The 15638-nt window shown below is 63.1% G+C and carries 13 protein-coding genes; 8 read left to right on the top strand and 5 right to left on the bottom strand.

The features are described from left to right. Positions 1–109 precede the first annotated feature (109 nt). The 7 genes from pqqF to GEV39_RS01795 all read left to right on the top strand — a co-directional run bounded on the left by pqqF (position 110) and on the right by GEV39_RS01795 (position 7744). Positions 110–2410, top strand: a complete 2301-nt coding sequence (gene pqqF, locus GEV39_RS01825) for a pyrroloquinoline quinone biosynthesis protein PqqF (RefSeq protein WP_173887400.1) — start codon at positions 110–112, stop codon at positions 2408–2410. A gap of 158 nt (positions 2411–2568) precedes the next feature. Next, on the top strand, positions 2569–2640 hold the full coding sequence (gene pqqA / locus GEV39_RS01820; protein WP_003243383.1) for a pyrroloquinoline quinone precursor peptide PqqA: 72 nt from the start codon (positions 2569–2571) through the stop codon (positions 2638–2640). An 83-nt stretch (positions 2641–2723) separates the two neighbouring features. After that, the gene (pqqB, locus tag GEV39_RS01815; protein WP_009682811.1) at positions 2724–3635 is read left to right on the top strand and encodes a pyrroloquinoline quinone biosynthesis protein PqqB; all 912 of its coding nucleotides are present in this window, start codon (positions 2724–2726) and stop codon (positions 3633–3635) included. Between the two features lie 160 nt (positions 3636–3795). Beyond that, a complete protein-coding gene (gene pqqC, locus GEV39_RS01810; protein ID WP_009682812.1) occupies positions 3796–4551 on the top strand; it encodes a pyrroloquinoline-quinone synthase PqqC in 756 nt (251 codons plus the stop codon). Continuing rightward, on the top strand, positions 4548–4823 hold the full coding sequence (pqqD, locus tag GEV39_RS01805; RefSeq protein ID WP_173887399.1) for a pyrroloquinoline quinone biosynthesis peptide chaperone PqqD: 276 nt from the start codon (positions 4548–4550) through the stop codon (positions 4821–4823). The genes pqqC and pqqD overlap by 4 nt, the downstream gene beginning before the upstream one ends. Then, positions 4795–5955 (top strand): pyrroloquinoline quinone biosynthesis protein PqqE, encoded by a 1161-nt coding sequence (gene pqqE / locus GEV39_RS01800; protein WP_249414319.1) that lies wholly within the window; start codon positions 4795–4797, stop codon positions 5953–5955. Before pqqD ends, pqqE begins: the two co-directional genes overlap by 29 nt. Next, a complete protein-coding gene (locus GEV39_RS01795; protein ID WP_173887398.1) occupies positions 5921–7744 on the top strand; it encodes a S9 family peptidase in 1824 nt (607 codons plus the stop codon). The genes pqqE and GEV39_RS01795 overlap by 35 nt, the downstream gene beginning before the upstream one ends. Before the next feature lie 110 nt (positions 7745–7854). Here the strand turns inward: GEV39_RS01795 and GEV39_RS01790 are convergent. The 3 genes from GEV39_RS01790 to GEV39_RS01780 all read right to left on the bottom strand — a co-directional run bounded on the left by GEV39_RS01790 (position 7855) and on the right by GEV39_RS01780 (position 10908). After that, positions 7855–9215 (bottom strand): IS3 family transposase gene (locus GEV39_RS01790; protein ID WP_238706607.1). Its coding sequence is split into 2 segments (ribosomal slippage): positions 7855–8747 and positions 8747–9215, totalling 1362 coding nucleotides; the frame shifts between segments, so codons are not numbered across the junction. A 93-nt stretch (positions 9216–9308) separates the two neighbouring features. Beyond that, positions 9309–9467, bottom strand: a complete 159-nt coding sequence (locus tag GEV39_RS01785) for a YqaE/Pmp3 family membrane protein (RefSeq protein WP_009681539.1) — start codon at positions 9465–9467, stop codon at positions 9309–9311. Positions 9468–9627: 160 nt separating this feature from the next. Further along, entirely contained in the window at positions 9628–10908 is a 1281-nt protein-coding gene (locus GEV39_RS01780) for an aspartate aminotransferase family protein (RefSeq protein ID WP_173887397.1), read from the bottom strand. Between the two features lie 211 nt (positions 10909–11119). On the opposite strand from GEV39_RS01780, the gene GEV39_RS01775 reads away from it, so the two are divergent. Then, complete coding sequence (locus GEV39_RS01775) at positions 11120–12043, top strand: LysR family transcriptional regulator (RefSeq protein WP_173887396.1); 924 nt, start codon at positions 11120–11122, stop codon at positions 12041–12043. A gap of 280 nt (positions 12044–12323) precedes the next feature. On the opposite strand, the gene GEV39_RS01770 is transcribed toward GEV39_RS01775, so the two are convergent. Both GEV39_RS01770 and GEV39_RS01765 read right to left on the bottom strand, forming a co-directional pair. Then, complete coding sequence (locus GEV39_RS01770; protein WP_173887395.1) at positions 12324–14102, bottom strand: acyl-CoA dehydrogenase C-terminal domain-containing protein; 1779 nt, start codon at positions 14100–14102, stop codon at positions 12324–12326. 124 nt (positions 14103–14226) lie between these two features. Beyond that, entirely contained in the window at positions 14227–15510 is a 1284-nt protein-coding gene (locus GEV39_RS01765) for a GGDEF domain-containing protein (protein ID WP_173887394.1), read from the bottom strand. Positions 15511–15638: the final 128 nt, after the last annotated feature.

Raw genomic sequence — 15638 nt, 5'->3', positions numbered from 1 at the left:
CCGTGAACCTAAAGCGCTGTACAGTGCCTGTGGGAGCGGGCTGGCCCGCGAAGGGGCCGGGCCTGGGAACAAATGGGTTAGCATGGAAACCGAGCAACCGGAGCCCGCCATGCCTGACGCCACCCGCCACCTGACCCTCGCCAACGGCCTGCAGCTGACCCTGCGCCACGCCCCGCGCCTGAAGCGCTCGGCAGCCGCACTGCGGGTGCACGCGGGCAGCCACGATGCCCCCGCCAAATGGCCCGGCCTGGCGCACTTTCTCGAACACCTGTTCTTCCTCGGTACCTCCCGCTTTGCGCTGAACGATGGCTTGATGCGCTACGTGCAAACCCTCGGCGGCCAAGTCAACGCCAGCACCCGCGAACGTACTACCGATTTTTTCTTCGAAGTGCCACCCAATGCTTTGGCCGGCGGCCTCGAGCGCCTGTGCCAGATGCTTGCCGAACCCGACCTGGGCAGCGAGCGCCAGCGCCGCGAACGCGAGGTGATTCATGCCGAATTCATCGCCTGGTCCCGCAATCCGCAGGCCCAGCAGCAGTTCGCCTTGCTGCAAGCGGCCGCGCCTGGCCATCCGCTGGGCGCATTCCATGCCGGCAACCGTTACACCCTGGCCCTGCAGGATCCGCGCTTCCAGCAAGCGCTCGGCGGTTTTCACCGGCGCTTCTACCAGGGCGGGCAGATCACCTTGAGCCTGTGCGGCCCACAACCGCTGGCTGAACTGGAGCGAATCGGCCGCCAACATGCCGGGCTATTCGCTGTGGGGCGGCCTGTGGCTCAGGCGCAGCCACCCTGCCTGTCGGCAGCGGCCGACCCGCTGGTGTTCACGCACCAGCACCTCCCAAACGGCGCCGAGCAAGCGCTGGAGCTGCTGGCCACCGGCCTTGAAGACAGCCGCCCCGGTACCTGGCTGGGCACCCTGCGTGAGCGTGGCTGGCTGCACAGTTTCAAAGCTGAAACACTGTATGCATTCGCCGGTCAGTTGCTGTGGCACCTCGACCTCAAGCTCAGTGCCAACGCCTGCCCGGACGAAGCCCGCGACCTGCTGCACGGCTGGTTCAGTTTCATGCGCCAAACCGACCGCCGTTCGCTGAACCAGCAGTTCGGTGTGTTGCAGCGCAGCCGCGCGCACAGCGCAAGCGCACTGGAGCTAGCCCGCCGGGACAGCGCAGGCCGGCCGTTCGCCCAACTGGATGCCCAAGGCCTGCACGCGCTGGATGCGCTGCTTGATGATTTGCCCTGCGCCGAGTGCGGCCATTGGCAATTGCCGCCAGCCGACCCGTTGCTCAGCGCCGAACTGCCCAATGCCAACGCGCAGCCGCTGCCGGCGGCGCTGACCATCAGTGGCCAGCTCCCGCCCTCGCGCCAGTACGCGGCGCTGTACCTGCGCTGGCAGGTGCCTTCGCCCTTGCGCCAGCCGCTGAAACGGGTGCTCGAACAGGCCCTGGCGCCGTTGCAGGAACGTTGTGAACGCGCCTCGCTGCAACTGCAATTCACCAGTGCCGGCGCTTACTGGCAGCTGCGCTGCGCCGGGCAGCCAGCAGCGGTGCTGCGCACAACGCAACAGGCCTTGGGGTTGCTGCGCGAACCGCCTGCCAGCTGCTGGCAAGCCAGCCCCGCGCAGACCCCAGCATTGATACCCATCCGCCTGTTGCTGCAGCAACTGCCGGATGCGGTAGCCGGTGGCCTGCCTGAAACAGCGCCGGATTGCTCGCTGGGGCAACAGCACCTCGCTAGCCTGTGGCAGCAATCGCACTGGCATGGCTTGGCCACGGGTTTCGACGCCCGGGCGCTGGGCGCACTAAGTGTTGCCGTGCAGCAGTGCCCCGGCCAAGGCGCGCGGCCTACGCCGGCACCCAGCTGGGCCAGCAAGCGCTGGTACCACGTTAGCGCACCAGGCAGTGAACACGCCCTGCTGCTGTTCTGCCCACTGGCTGCGGCAGACGAAGCCCGCGGCCGCGTGCTCGCCCAATTACTGCAAGGCCCGGTGTACCAAAGGCTGCGGGTGGAACTGCAACTGGGCTACGCGGTATTCAGTGCCTTTCGCCAGATCGAGGGCGTGGGTGGCCTGTTGTTCGGTGTGCAGTCTCCGCACACGGACCAGGTTCAGGTCCTTGACCACCTGACGGCCCTGCTGCGCCAGGGCGTTACCCTTGACGCCGGGATTCGCCAGGCCTTGGCCGACCAATTTGCCGAGCCGGCCATGGCCAACGCGGAGGTCACCGAGTGGGCATGGCAGACACACCTGGCTACACAACCAGGCCAGCTCGATGGCCTGCGCAGGTCTATCCTGAACACGCGGCAGACGGATCTGGACCAGTTGCTCAGCAACCTGCTCGATGCGGGTGCTGTCTGGCTTTGCCTGGCCAACGCTGCCGCGCCAGACACTTCCTGGCAGGGCGAAAGCCCATGATTGTTACGCAAAGTGCAATGGCACTTTTCGAATAATTAACCTTTCGGTACAAATTTTTCTTGTAAGATAGCGCAATCCCAGTTCTGGGAACCTCCTGCGCATGGCGGTACCCAAGTAGTAGCTGAGCAAACCCAAACCCATCCGGAAGGAGTAACTCCATGTGGACCAAACCTGCTTACACTGATCTGCGTATCGGCTTCGAAGTCACCATGTACTTCGCTAACCGCTAAGCCCGGCTTACGGTTCCACGCCTCGGCCTGCCGGGGCGTTTTCGTTTTCAAGATACGGATTTCGCACAGCATAGAGAGTGGCCATGTATATCCAGGTTCTCGGCTCCGCCGCCGGTGGCGGGTTCCCGCAGTGGAACTGCAATTGCGTCAACTGCAAGGGTTACCGTGACGGCACCCTGCGTGCAACGGCGCGCACCCAGTCGTCCATCGCCCTGTCCGACGACGGCGTGCACTGGGTACTGTGCAATGCCTCGCCCGACATCCGCGCGCAGCTGCAAGCCTTTGCGCCCATGCAGCCAGCCCGGGCTCTGCGCGATACCGGCATCAACGCCATCGTGCTGCTGGACAGCCAGATCGACCACACCACTGGGCTGCTCAGCCTGCGCGAAGGCTGCCCGCACCAGGTGTGGTGCACCGACATGGTCCACCAGGACCTGACCACCGGGTTCCCCCTGTTCAACATGCTCAGCCACTGGAACGGTGGGCTGCAGTGGAACCGCATCGAGCTCGAAGGCAGCTTTGTGATCGACGCCTGCCCCAACCTGCGCTTCACGCCCTTCCCGCTGCGCAGCGCCGCACCGCCCTACTCGCCGCACCGCTTCGACCCCCACCCAGGCGACAACCTTGGCTTGCTGGTCGAAGATACCCGTACCGGCGGCAAGCTGTTCTACGCCCCTGGCCTGGGCCAGGTCGATGACAAGCTGCTGGCGATGATGCACGGCGCCGACTGCCTGCTGGTCGACGGCACCTTGTGGGAAGACGATGAAATGCAGCGCCGTGGCGTTGGTACCCGCACCGGGCGCGAGATGGGCCACCTGGCGCAGAACGGCCCCGGCGGCATGCTGGAAGTGCTCGATGGCTTCCCACGCCAGCGCAAAGTGCTTATCCACATCAACAACACCAACCCGATACTTGATGAAGCATCGCCCGAACGCGCCGAAGTACTGCGCCGTGGCGTGGAAGTGGCTTTCGACGGCATGAGTATCGAGTTGTAAATACAGACGGCCAGACGACACTAAACCCCTGTGGGAGCGGGCATGCCCGCGAAGCAGCCAATACAGTTCATGGCATCGGCTTGGCCGGTGTTCGCGGGCATGCCCGCTCCCACAGGGGTGAATTGCCAGGCCAGTTAAGCGTTTTACAGGAGCGAGCCGAATGAGCGATGCACTGCCAATGTCCCCTGCAGAGTTCGAGCAGGCCCTGCGCGCCAAGGGCGCCTTTTACCATATCCATCACCCCTATCATGTGGCGATGTACCAGGGCCGGGCCAGCCGCGAGCAGATCCAGGGCTGGGTCGCGAACCGCTTCTACTATCAGGTCAACATCCCCATGAAGGATGCCGCGATCCTGGCCAACTGCCCTGACCGCGAAGTGCGCCGCGAGTGGATACAGCGCCTGCTCGACCACGACGGTGCCCCCGGCGAGGACGGCGGTATCGAGGCCTGGCTGCGCCTGGGCCAGGCGGTGGGGCTGGACCCCGACCAGTTGCGCTCGCAAGAGCTGGTACTGCCCGGCGTGCGCTTTGCCGTAGACGCCTACGTCAATTTCGCCCGCCGCGCCAGCTGGCAGGAAGCGGCCAGCAGCTCGCTGACCGAACTGTTCGCCCCGCAAATCCACCAGTCGCGCCTGGACAGCTGGCCGCAACACTACCCGTGGATCGACCCGGCCGGCTACGAGTACTTCCGCACCCGCCTGGGCCAGGCCCGGCGTGACGTGGAGCACGGCCTGGCCATTACCCTGCAGCATTACACCACCCGCGCAGGCCAGGAGCGTATGCTGGAAATACTGCAGTTCAAGCTGGATATCCTCTGGAGCATGCTCGACGCCATGAGCATGGCCTACGAGCTGAACCGCCCGCCCTATCACTCCGTCACCCAGGACCGGGTGTGGCACAAGGGGATCACCCTATGAGTTTCGACCGTAACCAAGTACCGAACTGGCGCCCCGGCTACCGCTTCCAGTACGAACCGGCGCAGAAAGGCCATGTGCTGCTCTACCCTGAAGGCATGATCAAGCTCAATGACAGCGCCAGCCTGATCGGTGGGCTGATCGATGGCCAGCGCGATGTTGCAGCGATCATCAGCGAACTCGAACAGCAATTTCCCGGCGTGCCCCAGGTAGCCGAGGACATCGAGCAGTTCATGGAGGTAGCCCGTGCCGAACACTGGATCGTCCTCGCCTGAGTTGCCGCCAACGCCCGCTGTGGGCTTGCCGCTGTGGCTGCTGGCCGAGCTGACCTACCGTTGCCCGCTGCAGTGCCCGTACTGCTCCAATCCGCTGGACTTTGCCGCCCAGGGCCAGGAGCTGAGCACCGAACAGTGGTTCAAGGTCATGGCCGAGGCACGCCAGATGGGCGCCGCGCAAATCGGCTTTTCCGGTGGTGAGCCGCTGGTGCGCCAGGACCTGGCCGAGCTGATTGGCGAGGCCCGCCGGCTGGGTTACTACACCAACCTGATCACCTCCGGCATTGGCCTGAACGAGGCGCGCATCGCCGAATTCAAGGAGGCCGGCCTGGATCATATCCAAATCAGCTTCCAGGCCAGCGACGAGCAGGTCAACAACCTGCTGGCCGGCTCGAAGAAGGCCTTTGCGCAAAAGCTTGAAATGGCCCGCGCAGTGAAGGCCCACGGCTACCCGATGGTGCTCAACTTCGTCACCCACCGGCACAACATCGACAAGATCGACCGCATCATTGAGCTGTGCATCGCCCTGGAAGCCGACTTCGTCGAGCTTGCCACCTGCCAGTTCTATGGCTGGGCGCACCTCAACCGCCTTGGCCTGCTGCCAACGCGCGCGCAATTGGAGCGTGCCGAGCGCATCACCAACGAGTACCGCGCAAAACTCAAGGCCGAAGGCAACCCGTGCAAGCTGATCTTCGTCACCCCGGACTACTACGAAGAGCGCCCCAAGGCCTGCATGAATGGCTGGGGCAACCTGTTCCTCACCATCACACCTGACGGTACTGCACTGCCCTGCCATGGCGCCCGCCAGCTGCCGGTGCAGTTCCCTAATGTGCGTGAGCACGACCTGCACCACATCTGGTACGAGTCGTTCGGCTTCAACCGCTTCCGTGGCTACGAGTGGATGCGCGAACCGTGCCGCTCCTGCGACGAAAAAGAAAAGGACTTCGGCGGCTGCCGCTGCCAGGCCTTCATGCTGACCGGCGACGCCCGCAACGCCGACCCGGTGTGCGCCAAGTCGGCCGACCACGGCATCATTCTCAAGGCCCGCGAGGAGGCCGAAAGCGCCCAGCTCGCCATTGAACAGATGACCTTTCGCAATGAACGTAACTCCCGTGTCATCGCCCGCGGCTGAATTCAGCGCGGCCCAGGCCGTCGCCGCCGGCACCGACTTTGCCGAACTCAAGGTCGGTGCCGACGGGCTGTTCTGGCTGGAATTTCGCCCAGCCGATGGGGCTTGCCGCATCTGGCACTGGTTGTACTGCCAGGCTCGCTGCCTGACCCCGGATGGCTTCAGCGTGCGCAGCCGGGTCTACGAGTATGGCGGTGGCAGTTTCTGCCTGGGCGCCGACGGGCTGGTGTTCGTCAACGAGCAGGACCAGCAGGTCTACACCCAGCCGCTGGACGACCTGGAACCGCGTGCCCTGACGCAGAATGCCAGCTGCCGCTATGGCGATGTGCAATGGCACGACGGCCAGGTGCTGGCGGTTGAAGAACGCCACGCCGGCCAGGTCGAACATCGCCTGGTCGCGCTGCGCGACGGCGGCTGCGAAGTGCTTGCCGAAGGCGCCGACTTCTATGCTGCACCGACGGTGAGTGGCGACGGCCAGCGCCTGGCGTGGATCGAATGGGACCGCCCGGCACAGCCATGGACCGTGACCCGGTTGATGTGCCGTACGCGCGATGCCAGTGGCCACTGGTTGCCCGCGCAGTGCGTGGCGGCAGCCGAGGAATCGTTGCAGCAGCCGCGTTTCGATGGCGAAGGCCGGCTGTACTGCCTGTCCGACCGCAATGGGTTCTGGCAACCTTGGGGCGAAGTCGATGGCCAGTGGCAGGCGATGCCTGCCGAGCAGGCAGACCACGCGGCGGCCCCCTGGCAGCTGGGCACCTGCACCTGGTTGCCATTGGGCCCACATAGCTACCTGGCCAGCTGGTTCGAAAACGGCTTCGGCCAACTGGGGGTGCGCGGGGCCGATGGCCGCACCGAGCGCTTCGCCAGTGCCTACACCCGCTTTCGCAACCTGGCCATAGACAACGACCACCTCTATGCCATCGCCGCCTCGCCCATCAGCCCGCCGGCGGTGATTGCCATCGACCGCAGCAACCACGAGGTTCGCGTGCTGGCCGGTGGAGCCGAAGTGCTGCCAGCCGACCACGTCAGCCTGCCACAGGCGTTCCACTACGCCAGTGATGGTGAGCAGGCGCATGGTTTCTTCTACCCGGCGGCCCGTTCGCAGGGGGCCGCACCGTTGGTGGTGTTCATCCACGGTGGCCCGACATCGGCCTGCTACCCGGTGCTCGACCCGCGCATCCAGTACTGGACCCAGCGCGGCTTTGCCGTGGCCGACCTGAATTACCGGGGCAGCACCGGCTATGGCCGGGCGTACCGCCAGGCACTGCACCTGCGCTGGGGTGAGAGCGATGTGGCCGACGCCTGTGCAGCGGTCCGGCACCTGGCAGCACAGGGTCTGGTCGACCCACGCAAAGCGTTCATCCGCGGCGGCAGCGCGGGGGGCTATACCACGCTCTGCGCCTTGGCGTTCCATGACGTGTTCCGTGCCGGTGCCAGCCTGTACGGGGTCAGCGACCCGATAGCGCTAGGGCGTGCCACGCACAAGTTCGAGGGTGATTACCTGGACTGGCTGATTGGCGACCCCGCCCTGGATGCCGAGCGCTACCGCCAACGCACGCCGCTGCTGCATGCAGGGCAGATCAGGGTGCCGGTAATCTTCTTCCAGGGCGAGCTGGATGCGGTGGTGGTGCCAGAGCAGACCCGATCAATGCTGGCGGCGTTGCAGGCTAACGGGATCGAGGCGCAAGGGCACTTCTACGCGGGCGAGCGGCATGGGTTCCGCAAGGCGCAGAACCTGGCGCATGCGCTGGAAGAAGAGTGGAAGTTCTATTGCCGGGTGTTGGAAGGCTGAGCCTTGGGGGCTGCTTTGCAGCCCAATCGCCGGCAAGCCAGCTCCCACAGGTACAGCGAAGGCTATGAACACTGCACCAACCTGGACTGCCCCCAATAAGTTGGACAGTTTCAGCTAGCAGCCCCTGCAGCATGAGCCCTGTATTTCACAGGGCTCATGCCATTGAGCTTTAGCTTGATGCGGTCATGGTTGTAGTAGTGGATGTACTCATCCAGACCGGATTTCAGTTCTTCAACGCTCTTGAAGCGCTGCGGGTAGAAAAATTCGGACTTAAGCGTACCAAAAAAGCTCTCCATAGCCGCATTATCCAAGCAGTTTCCTTTGCGTGACATGCTCTGCTTCACCCCTTGCTCGGCCAGTTTGTGGCGGTACTGCGAGTGTTGGTAGTGCCAGCCTTGATCCGAGTGGAGTACCAGTTTCGGCTTGTTTCCCAGGCGCTTGAAGGCCTTGCCCAGCATGTTGGTAACCAGCCCAAGGCATGGCCTGCTGGCCACTTCGTAGGCCACAATTTCGGCGTTGTACAAGTCCATCACGGGGGAGAGGTAGACTTTTTCCTGAGCCACTTTGAACTCGGTCACATCGGTCACCCACTTCTGATTCGGGCGCTGGGCGATAAAGTTTCGCTCCAGCAGGTTGGGCGCGATGGTGCCGACGACTCCCTTGTACGACCGATATTTTTTCGGCCGCACGAGTGAGCGAAGATCAAGCTCGATCATCAAACGCTCCACCACTTTTTTGTTAACCAAGGTCCCGCCATTGCGGATCACGATCGCAACGCGCCGGTAACCGTAAAGCCCTTTTTCCTCGTGATAGACACGCTGAATCATCTGCTTCAGAGCAGCATGCTTATCAGGTTTGGCCTGCGCTTGAAGCTGGTAATAGAACGTACTGCGCGGCAGATCCGCCAACTCCAGAACAGCGGCCAAGGGAAACCTGTCCTTGAGCGCAGACACGATCAGGGTTTTTTGGGCTGCCTTCGCTCCTGCTTCTTCAACTCTTCCAGCTTTTTTAGGTAAGCGTTCTCCATGCGCAGCCATTCAAGCTCAGCCAGCAACTGGTCGCGGCTTTTATCGGTGTCATCAGAGGTTGTGGGTTTGATGGGGTAAGGCTTTTTCGACATGGCAGCAGGTTTTCTTCTCTTGGGAGCAGGCGAAGCCGGACTTCCACTGTAGTACTGCCGCGCCCAAATGCCTATCTGCGAAGACTGACCAAGACCAAAATGGGCGGCGGTCTGGCGCAAGGAAAGCTGATGCTTGTGCATGTACTCAAGGACTGAGCGCTTGTAGGTCGCACTGTACCGCTGGCCTGGTTTACGCAGACTGAACTGGCCATGTTTCTGGAAGCTGGAGACCCAGCGCCGCAGCAGGCTGAAGTCCACTGCAAGTCGCTGGGCTACTTTTCGGAAACCTTCACCACCCTCCAGGTAGGCATGAACGGCTGTAAGCTTGAATTGGTCTGAGTACTTGCTCATATGGACACCCCAAGAAATTGGATTGGTGTCCAACTTCTTGGGGGCAGTCCAACCTGTGGGAGCCCGGCTTGCCGGTAATGAAGCCTGGGCAGGCTAACGCTTGGCGATGATGTACACCGCATGCACGATCCCTGGAATGTACCCCAGCAGGGTCAGCAGAATGTTCAGCCAGAACGCCCCGCCAAACCCAACCTGCAGAAACACCCCGAGCGGCGGCAAGATAATGGCGATGATGATGCGGATAAAGTCCATGCGAGTCTCTCCTGAAGGGGTTACAACACAGACTAGCCGCTGGTCCTGGAGGTTCCACAGGCAAAAAAAACGCCCCGGGCCGAATGGAACAGGCCAGGGGCGATGCGCAGGAACGCCAGACGGTTCGTAGAATTGGGTAACGTGCCGCTTACGCCGACACTTACGCCGGCACTTCGCGGCGCGCATGCTGCTGCGCATGCAGGCGGGCAAAGGCGCGTGCCAGTCGCAGCAGCATTTCGTCGATATTGCCCTTGCTCACGGTCAGCGCCGGAGAGAAACGCACCACATCCGCTTGTGGGGCATTGAGCAGCAAGCCTTCGTGCAGGGCCGCGGCCACCAGTTCACGCGCCTGGTTTTCCTTCAGCTGCAGCGCCCACAGCAGCCCTTGCCCGCGTACTTCGCCCTGGCCATAACGCCCAGCCAGGCGGCTCAGGCCGTCGCGCAGGTGGCGGCCGTGGTCCTGCACTTGGCCGAAGAAGCCGGGCTCCAGTACGGTATCCAGCACAGCCAGGCCCGCAGCGCACATCAGCGCATTGCCGTGGTGGCTGCCCTCCAGCTCGCCCGGTTCGGCGCAGCACGCCGTACCGCGGGCCAGCAACGCGGCCAATGGCACACCACCGCCCAGGCCTTTACCCAGGGTGATGATGTCGGCACGCACGCCATAGGTCTCTTCGGCCAGCAACGCCCCACAGCGCCCGATGCCAGTCTGTACCTCATCGAGGATCAGCAGGATGCCCAGCTCACGACAGAGGGTTTCCACGCCCTTGAGGTACTCGCGGGTCGCCGGAATTACCCCGGCCTCGCCCTGCACCGGCTCCAGCATGATGGCCACAGTGCGCGAATCCACTTCGGCGTGCAGCGCCGCCAGGTCATTGAACGGCACCTTGCTGAACCCGGGCAGGCCCGGTTCACAGCGGTTGCAGGGCAACGGGTCGGACGCAGACAGCGCGCCCAGGCTGCGGCCATGGCAGGCCTGGCTGGCGGTGATGATGTGATAGGCGCCATTGCGGTGCAGTTGGCCCCACTTACGCGCCAGCTTGATCGCCCCTTCACAGGCTTCGGCACCGCTGTTGAGCAGGTAGGCCTGGTCGCTGCCAGTGCTCTGGCAAAGGCGGTTGGCCAGCGCCAGCAGGCCACGGCTGTGAAACCCCGCGCCCGGGTTGATCAGCGCCTGGGCCTGGCTGCCCAACGCCTTGACCAGCACGCTGGGGCTATGGCCCAGGCTGTTCACTGCGCCGCCCTGGGTGAAGTCCAGGTAGGCATGCCCGGCATCGTCCCACAACCAGGAGCCCTGCCCGCGTACGAACACCTGCGCAGGGCGTTCGGCCCCTGGCATCAGGCAGTCACGCGACAACTCGGCAGCAGGTGGCACACGCACCGGCACAGGCTTGGGCTCGGCCAAGGCGGTCGGGGCCGAGCGGCGCAGGTTGAACAGGTTCATCGGGGCTCCAGCCAATGCACGGTAAGGGGCGAGCAAAGGGCGGTCTTGGCGCCGCCGCTCATTATTTTGTCTTGCCTATCAAAAGTGTTTCTCATCCGCGGTAACAATCGACTGATTCAGCGCTGTAACCCGTTGGAATACGGCTATAGACTAGGCGCCACGAGGGGTTCCGGCCATTTCGATTTTCCAGTATTTTCGATAAGCATTACTTATGGATTTTCGCCAACTGCGTTATTTCGTCGCGGTGTACGAAGAGGGCCACGTCGGCCGCGCCGCCGAGCGCCTGTCGCTGTCACAGCCAGCGCTTTCACAACAGATCCGCCAACTGGAACACAGCCTGGACCTGAGCCTTTTCGAGCGCAGCAACAAGCGCCTGCTGCCGACCCTGGCGGCCCATACCCTGTACAACCATGCCCTGCCGCTGCTCGATGGCCTGCAGCGTGCCCACGAGGCCATGCGCAACTTCAAGGGCCAGTCTTTGCGCACCTTGGCCATCGGAGTGCTGCAAACGGTACGCCCCAGCCTGGTGCCGCAGTTGCTCGAACGGCTGCGCAAGGCCCAACCCCACCTGGTGGTGCAGATCTACGAGTTATCGGGGCTGGAGATCGAGCGGCGCCTGCTCAACGGCAGCCTGGACATCGGCATCAGCTACCTGCCGCCACGCCAGCCCGGCTTGCATGGCCTGTTGCTGTACGAGGACGAGCTGCAGTTGGTGATACCCGCCACCCACCCGTTGAAGGATTTCAAGAAGGTGTCCATACGCCAGGCGGCCGAGTTGCCCATGCTGATGCTGGGCGAGGAGTTTCAGATCCGCCAGATCTGGCAAGCCCAGTTAGCCAGCCAGGGGCGGCGGCCGCAGGTGCAGGCCGAGATGAACAACATGGCGGGTATTCTCGACAGCCTGGCGCACACCGCGCTGGCAACCATTCTGCCAGGCCGGGCCAAAGACGCCGCCGAGGACGACCAAGGGCTGTTGTGGAAGCCCCTGAGCGAGCCGCGTGTACCGCTGAAGGTGGGGCTGGTGTTCCGCGATGCCCAGCGCCAGCAGGCATCGGTCGAACTGCTGCGTACGCTGCTGGAAGAAGAGACGGACGCGCGACAGCTGGGCGCATCACCGCTGGATGTGCTGGCCTGATAAAACACGCGCGCAAAGAAAACCCCGCCGAAGCGGGGTTTTCCAGACTGTTTCCCTGTGACATCCGTATCGCCCCGCCTTCCTGGCAGGTGGTCCTTCGTCGCCATCCTTGATCTGTCCTTTGCGCTTCCTGCGCAACGTCCATGTGGTAAAGATTAACCGTGGATCCAATCTGAGAACAGTGGTGAAAAGTCACCACGTTGTGTAGGAAAAGGCTTACACAGGTGCGGTATTCGCAGATACGCGAAGCACAGGGGCCGCTGGGCGGCCCCTGAATCAGCTAGAACTGCTCGGCACCCAGCAGGTAAAGCGACTCACTGCCCGCCTTCACCGAGGCCACCAGCGAATCCACCCGTGGCAGCAAGCGGGCGAAGTAGAACCGCGCCGTGCCCAGCTTGCCCGAATAGAACGCCTCGTCGCCCTCACCCGCCTTCGCTGCCCGCGCCATCAATGCCCACATGTAGCCATAAGCGACATAGCCAAAGGCATGCAGGTACTCGACCGATGCCGCGCCAATTTCATTCGGGTTGCCCTTGGCCTGCTGCAGTACCCATTCAGTCAGCCCATCCAGTTGGCCGAGCGCAGCGCCCAGTGGCCGGGTGAACTCTTCCAGCTCGCTACCCGCACTGGCCATGAACTGGCGAATTTCGTCTGAGAACAGCGTGTAGTAAGCGCCGCCGCTGGCCACCACCTTGCGCCCCATCAGGTCGAGGGCCTGAATGCCGTTGGTGCCCTCGTAGATCTGGGTAATGCGCACATCACGCACCAGTTGCTCCTGGCCCCATTCACGGATGTAGCCATGCCCGCCGAACACTTGCTGGCCGTGCACCGCGCACTCCAGGCCCAGGTCGGTCAGGAAGGCCTTGGCCACCGGCGTAAGCAATGCCACCAGCTCTTCGCTGCGTTTGCGCACGCCAGGGTCTTCGCTGTACTTGGCACTGTCCAGTTGCATGGCCACATAGGTGGAAAACGCGCGGCCACCCTCGATGAGTGCCTTCATGGTCAACAGCATGCGCCGCACATCCGGGTGGACGATGATCGGGTCGGCGGCTTTGTCCTTGGCTTGCGGGCCGGTGGGAGCACGGCTTTGCAAACGGTCACGCGCGTACTCCACGGCATTCTGGTAGGAACGCTCGGCCGTCGCCAGCCCCTGGATACCCACCCCCAGGCGCTCGTAGTTCATCATGGTGAACATGGCTGCCAGGCCTTTGTTCGGCTCACCGACGATATAGCCCACAGCCTCGTCGAAGTTCATGACGCAGGTAGCCGACGCCTGAATGCCCATCTTGTGCTCGATGGAGCCACAGGTGGCCGGGTTGCGCGCGCCGAGGCTGCCATCCTCGTTCACCATGAACTTGGGCACCAGGAACAGCGAGATGCCCTTCGGCCCAGCCGGCGCATCCGGCAACTTGGCCAGCACCAGGTGGATGATGTTCTCGGTCAGGTCGTGCTCGCCGCCGGTGATGAAGATCTTGGTACCGCTGACCTTGTAGCTGCCGTCTGCCTGTGGCTCGGCTTTGGTGCGGATGATGCCCAGGTCGGTACCCGCGTGCGGTTCGGTCAGGCACATGGAGCCAGCCCATACCCCGGCATACATGTTCGGCAGATACTTTTCCTTCAGCGCCTCGCTGGCGTGGGCGTTGATCGAAAGGCAGGCGCCGGCGGTCAGCATCGGGTACAGGCCAAAGGCCAAGCTCGAGGCATTGACCATTTCCTCGACCTGCGCCGAAATGGCCTTGGGCATGCCCATGCCGCCGAACAGCGGGTCGCCACCCACGCCCACCCAGCCACCTTCGGCGTAGGTGTTGTAGGCCTCGATGAAGCCGGCCGGTGTGCGCACCGCGCCATTGTCCCAGTGGCAGCCCTCTTCATCGGCCGCGCGGCTGAGCGGTGCGATGGTCTTGGCGGTCACCTTGCCAGCCTCCTCCAGTACGGCCATGGCCGTATCGGCATCGACGACCTCGGCCAGCCCGGGCAACTGCGCCCACTGCTCAGCCACGTTGAACACTTCATTCAGTACGAAGCGCATGTCGCGCACGGGCGCTTTATAGTCAGCCATGACAACCTCTCGCAAGTGGGGTCTGGGCGGTCTCGGGGTACCGCGACACTGGGGTTGATACCAGTGTAACCGAACAACATTTACGAGACATAGGGTCATCAATCGACCAATTAGTCTATTTTGGTCACGCAGTGCGTACAGCCCCACGCCGCGATTGCTGGCCATGCACCACCACACAATTGCGCCCTGCGCCTTTGGCGTTGTAGAGCGCCTGGTCGGCCGACTTGAGCACGGCTTCGGGGTTACGGTGATCGGCCTGGCGCTCGGCAACGCCAATGCTGATGGTCACCGAAACCGTGCCGCCGCTGCTGCCGGCGCGGCGTTGGCGCCCGGTGGTATCGTCTTGCGGGCGGTTGTACTTGTCGCGCAAGTGCATCACATAGTTGGCGATCACCTCGCGCACCGCTTCCACATGGGGCACGCATTCCTCGGCGGTCTTGCCCGCGAATACCAAGGCGAACTCCTCTCCCCCATAGCGGTAGGCACGCCCACCACCGGTGACCTTGGCCAAACGGCTGGCCACCAGGCGCAACACCTGATCGCCGACATCGTGACCGTGCGTGTCGTTGAATTTCTTGAAGTGGTCAACGTCGGTCATGGCGATGACATAGTTGCGACCCAGCCGCTGCATGCGCTCGTTCAACGCACGCCGGCCGGGCAAACCGGTCAGCTCGTCGCGGAAGGCCATCTGGTAGGCCTCGTGCGCAACCGCTGCGGCGATCATCAACATTACCTGGCTGCACATGATGTTCAGCGTGAACGGCAGGATGAACGTTTGCGGCAGCATCCAGAAAATGCCGAGAAGGCCGATGATCTGGGCCGCGTGCAACGGCCTCGGCGCGCGCAGGTACTGCACCACCAGCAGGATGAACACCCCCGCGAACAGCGGGTAGGCCAACTGGATCAGGCTCATCCATTGGCCATGCAAGGTCGGCCAGCGAATCTCCGCCAACCAGGTCAGCAGCGCCTCCGGGTAGCTTTGCTCAAGGGCCACTGCCACGCTGCCCACGGCAAACAGCACGGCGCCACGGGCCACCAGGTCTTGCAGCAGGTGGGTGCGCTCCTGCCAGGCGCCATACAGGCCGAACAATGCCGGCAACAGCAGGCATACCAGGTGGAATATCACCGCTGCATCCTCGCGCACACGGCCGTGGTCGCGGTAGAAGTCGGTCTGGGTGTCGAGTAGAAAGTAGGCGATGTATACCGTAAGCATCAAAAACAGCTCACGTTGCCGGCGATACACCGCGCAGTAAGCGCCACCCAGCAGCAGCACCAAGGTGGGCAGAACATTGAACAGCGATGTGAAAAACACACTGAGGTCTCTCACATAAGCTGCGGCGAGCCCTGCCAACAGCAGCAGCAGCGAGGGCAGGAAGTGGCTGGCACGGACAGCGTTAAAACGAAACAAGGGTAATCTCCGACCCGGCAGATCAATAGTGGCATTGTGCCCTTATTTCATCGGCAGCGTACCCGAACAGTTGAATTTCAAATCGGCCAGGGTGTTGTCGAGTGGCCTGGGCCTGAACAAAAAAAAAC

The sequence above is a fragment of the Pseudomonas sp. NY5710 genome (assembly GCF_013305665.1).
Taxonomy (GTDB): Bacteria; Pseudomonadota; Gammaproteobacteria; order Pseudomonadales; family Pseudomonadaceae; genus Aquipseudomonas; species Aquipseudomonas juntendi.
The sequence above is the reverse complement of the archived record's forward strand: the minus strand, read 5'-3'. Positions and strand labels throughout refer to the sequence as shown.

What these genes read in the sequence shown, in the direction of transcription:
- GEV39_RS01780 (WP_173887397.1), bottom strand. Translation starts at nt 10,908, where the DNA reads ATGAACCTGTTCAACCTGCGCCGCTCGGCCCCGACCGCCTTGGCCGAG.
- pqqF (WP_173887400.1), top strand. Translation starts at nt 110, where the DNA reads ATGCCTGACGCCACCCGCCACCTGACCCTCGCCAACGGCCTGCAGCTG.
- GEV39_RS01775 (WP_173887396.1), top strand. Translation starts at nt 11,120, where the DNA reads ATGGATTTTCGCCAACTGCGTTATTTCGTCGCGGTGTACGAAGAGGGC.
- pqqB (WP_009682811.1), top strand. Translation starts at nt 2,724, where the DNA reads ATGTATATCCAGGTTCTCGGCTCCGCCGCCGGTGGCGGGTTCCCGCAG.
- GEV39_RS01795 (WP_173887398.1), top strand. Translation starts at nt 5,921, where the DNA reads ATGAACGTAACTCCCGTGTCATCGCCCGCGGCTGAATTCAGCGCGGCC.
- pqqD (WP_173887399.1), top strand. Translation starts at nt 4,548, where the DNA reads ATGAGTTTCGACCGTAACCAAGTACCGAACTGGCGCCCCGGCTACCGC.
- pqqC (WP_009682812.1), top strand. Translation starts at nt 3,796, where the DNA reads ATGAGCGATGCACTGCCAATGTCCCCTGCAGAGTTCGAGCAGGCCCTG.
- GEV39_RS01770 (WP_173887395.1), bottom strand. Translation starts at nt 14,102, where the DNA reads ATGGCTGACTATAAAGCGCCCGTGCGCGACATGCGCTTCGTACTGAAT.
- GEV39_RS01785 (WP_009681539.1), bottom strand. Translation starts at nt 9,467, where the DNA reads ATGGACTTTATCCGCATCATCATCGCCATTATCTTGCCGCCGCTCGGG.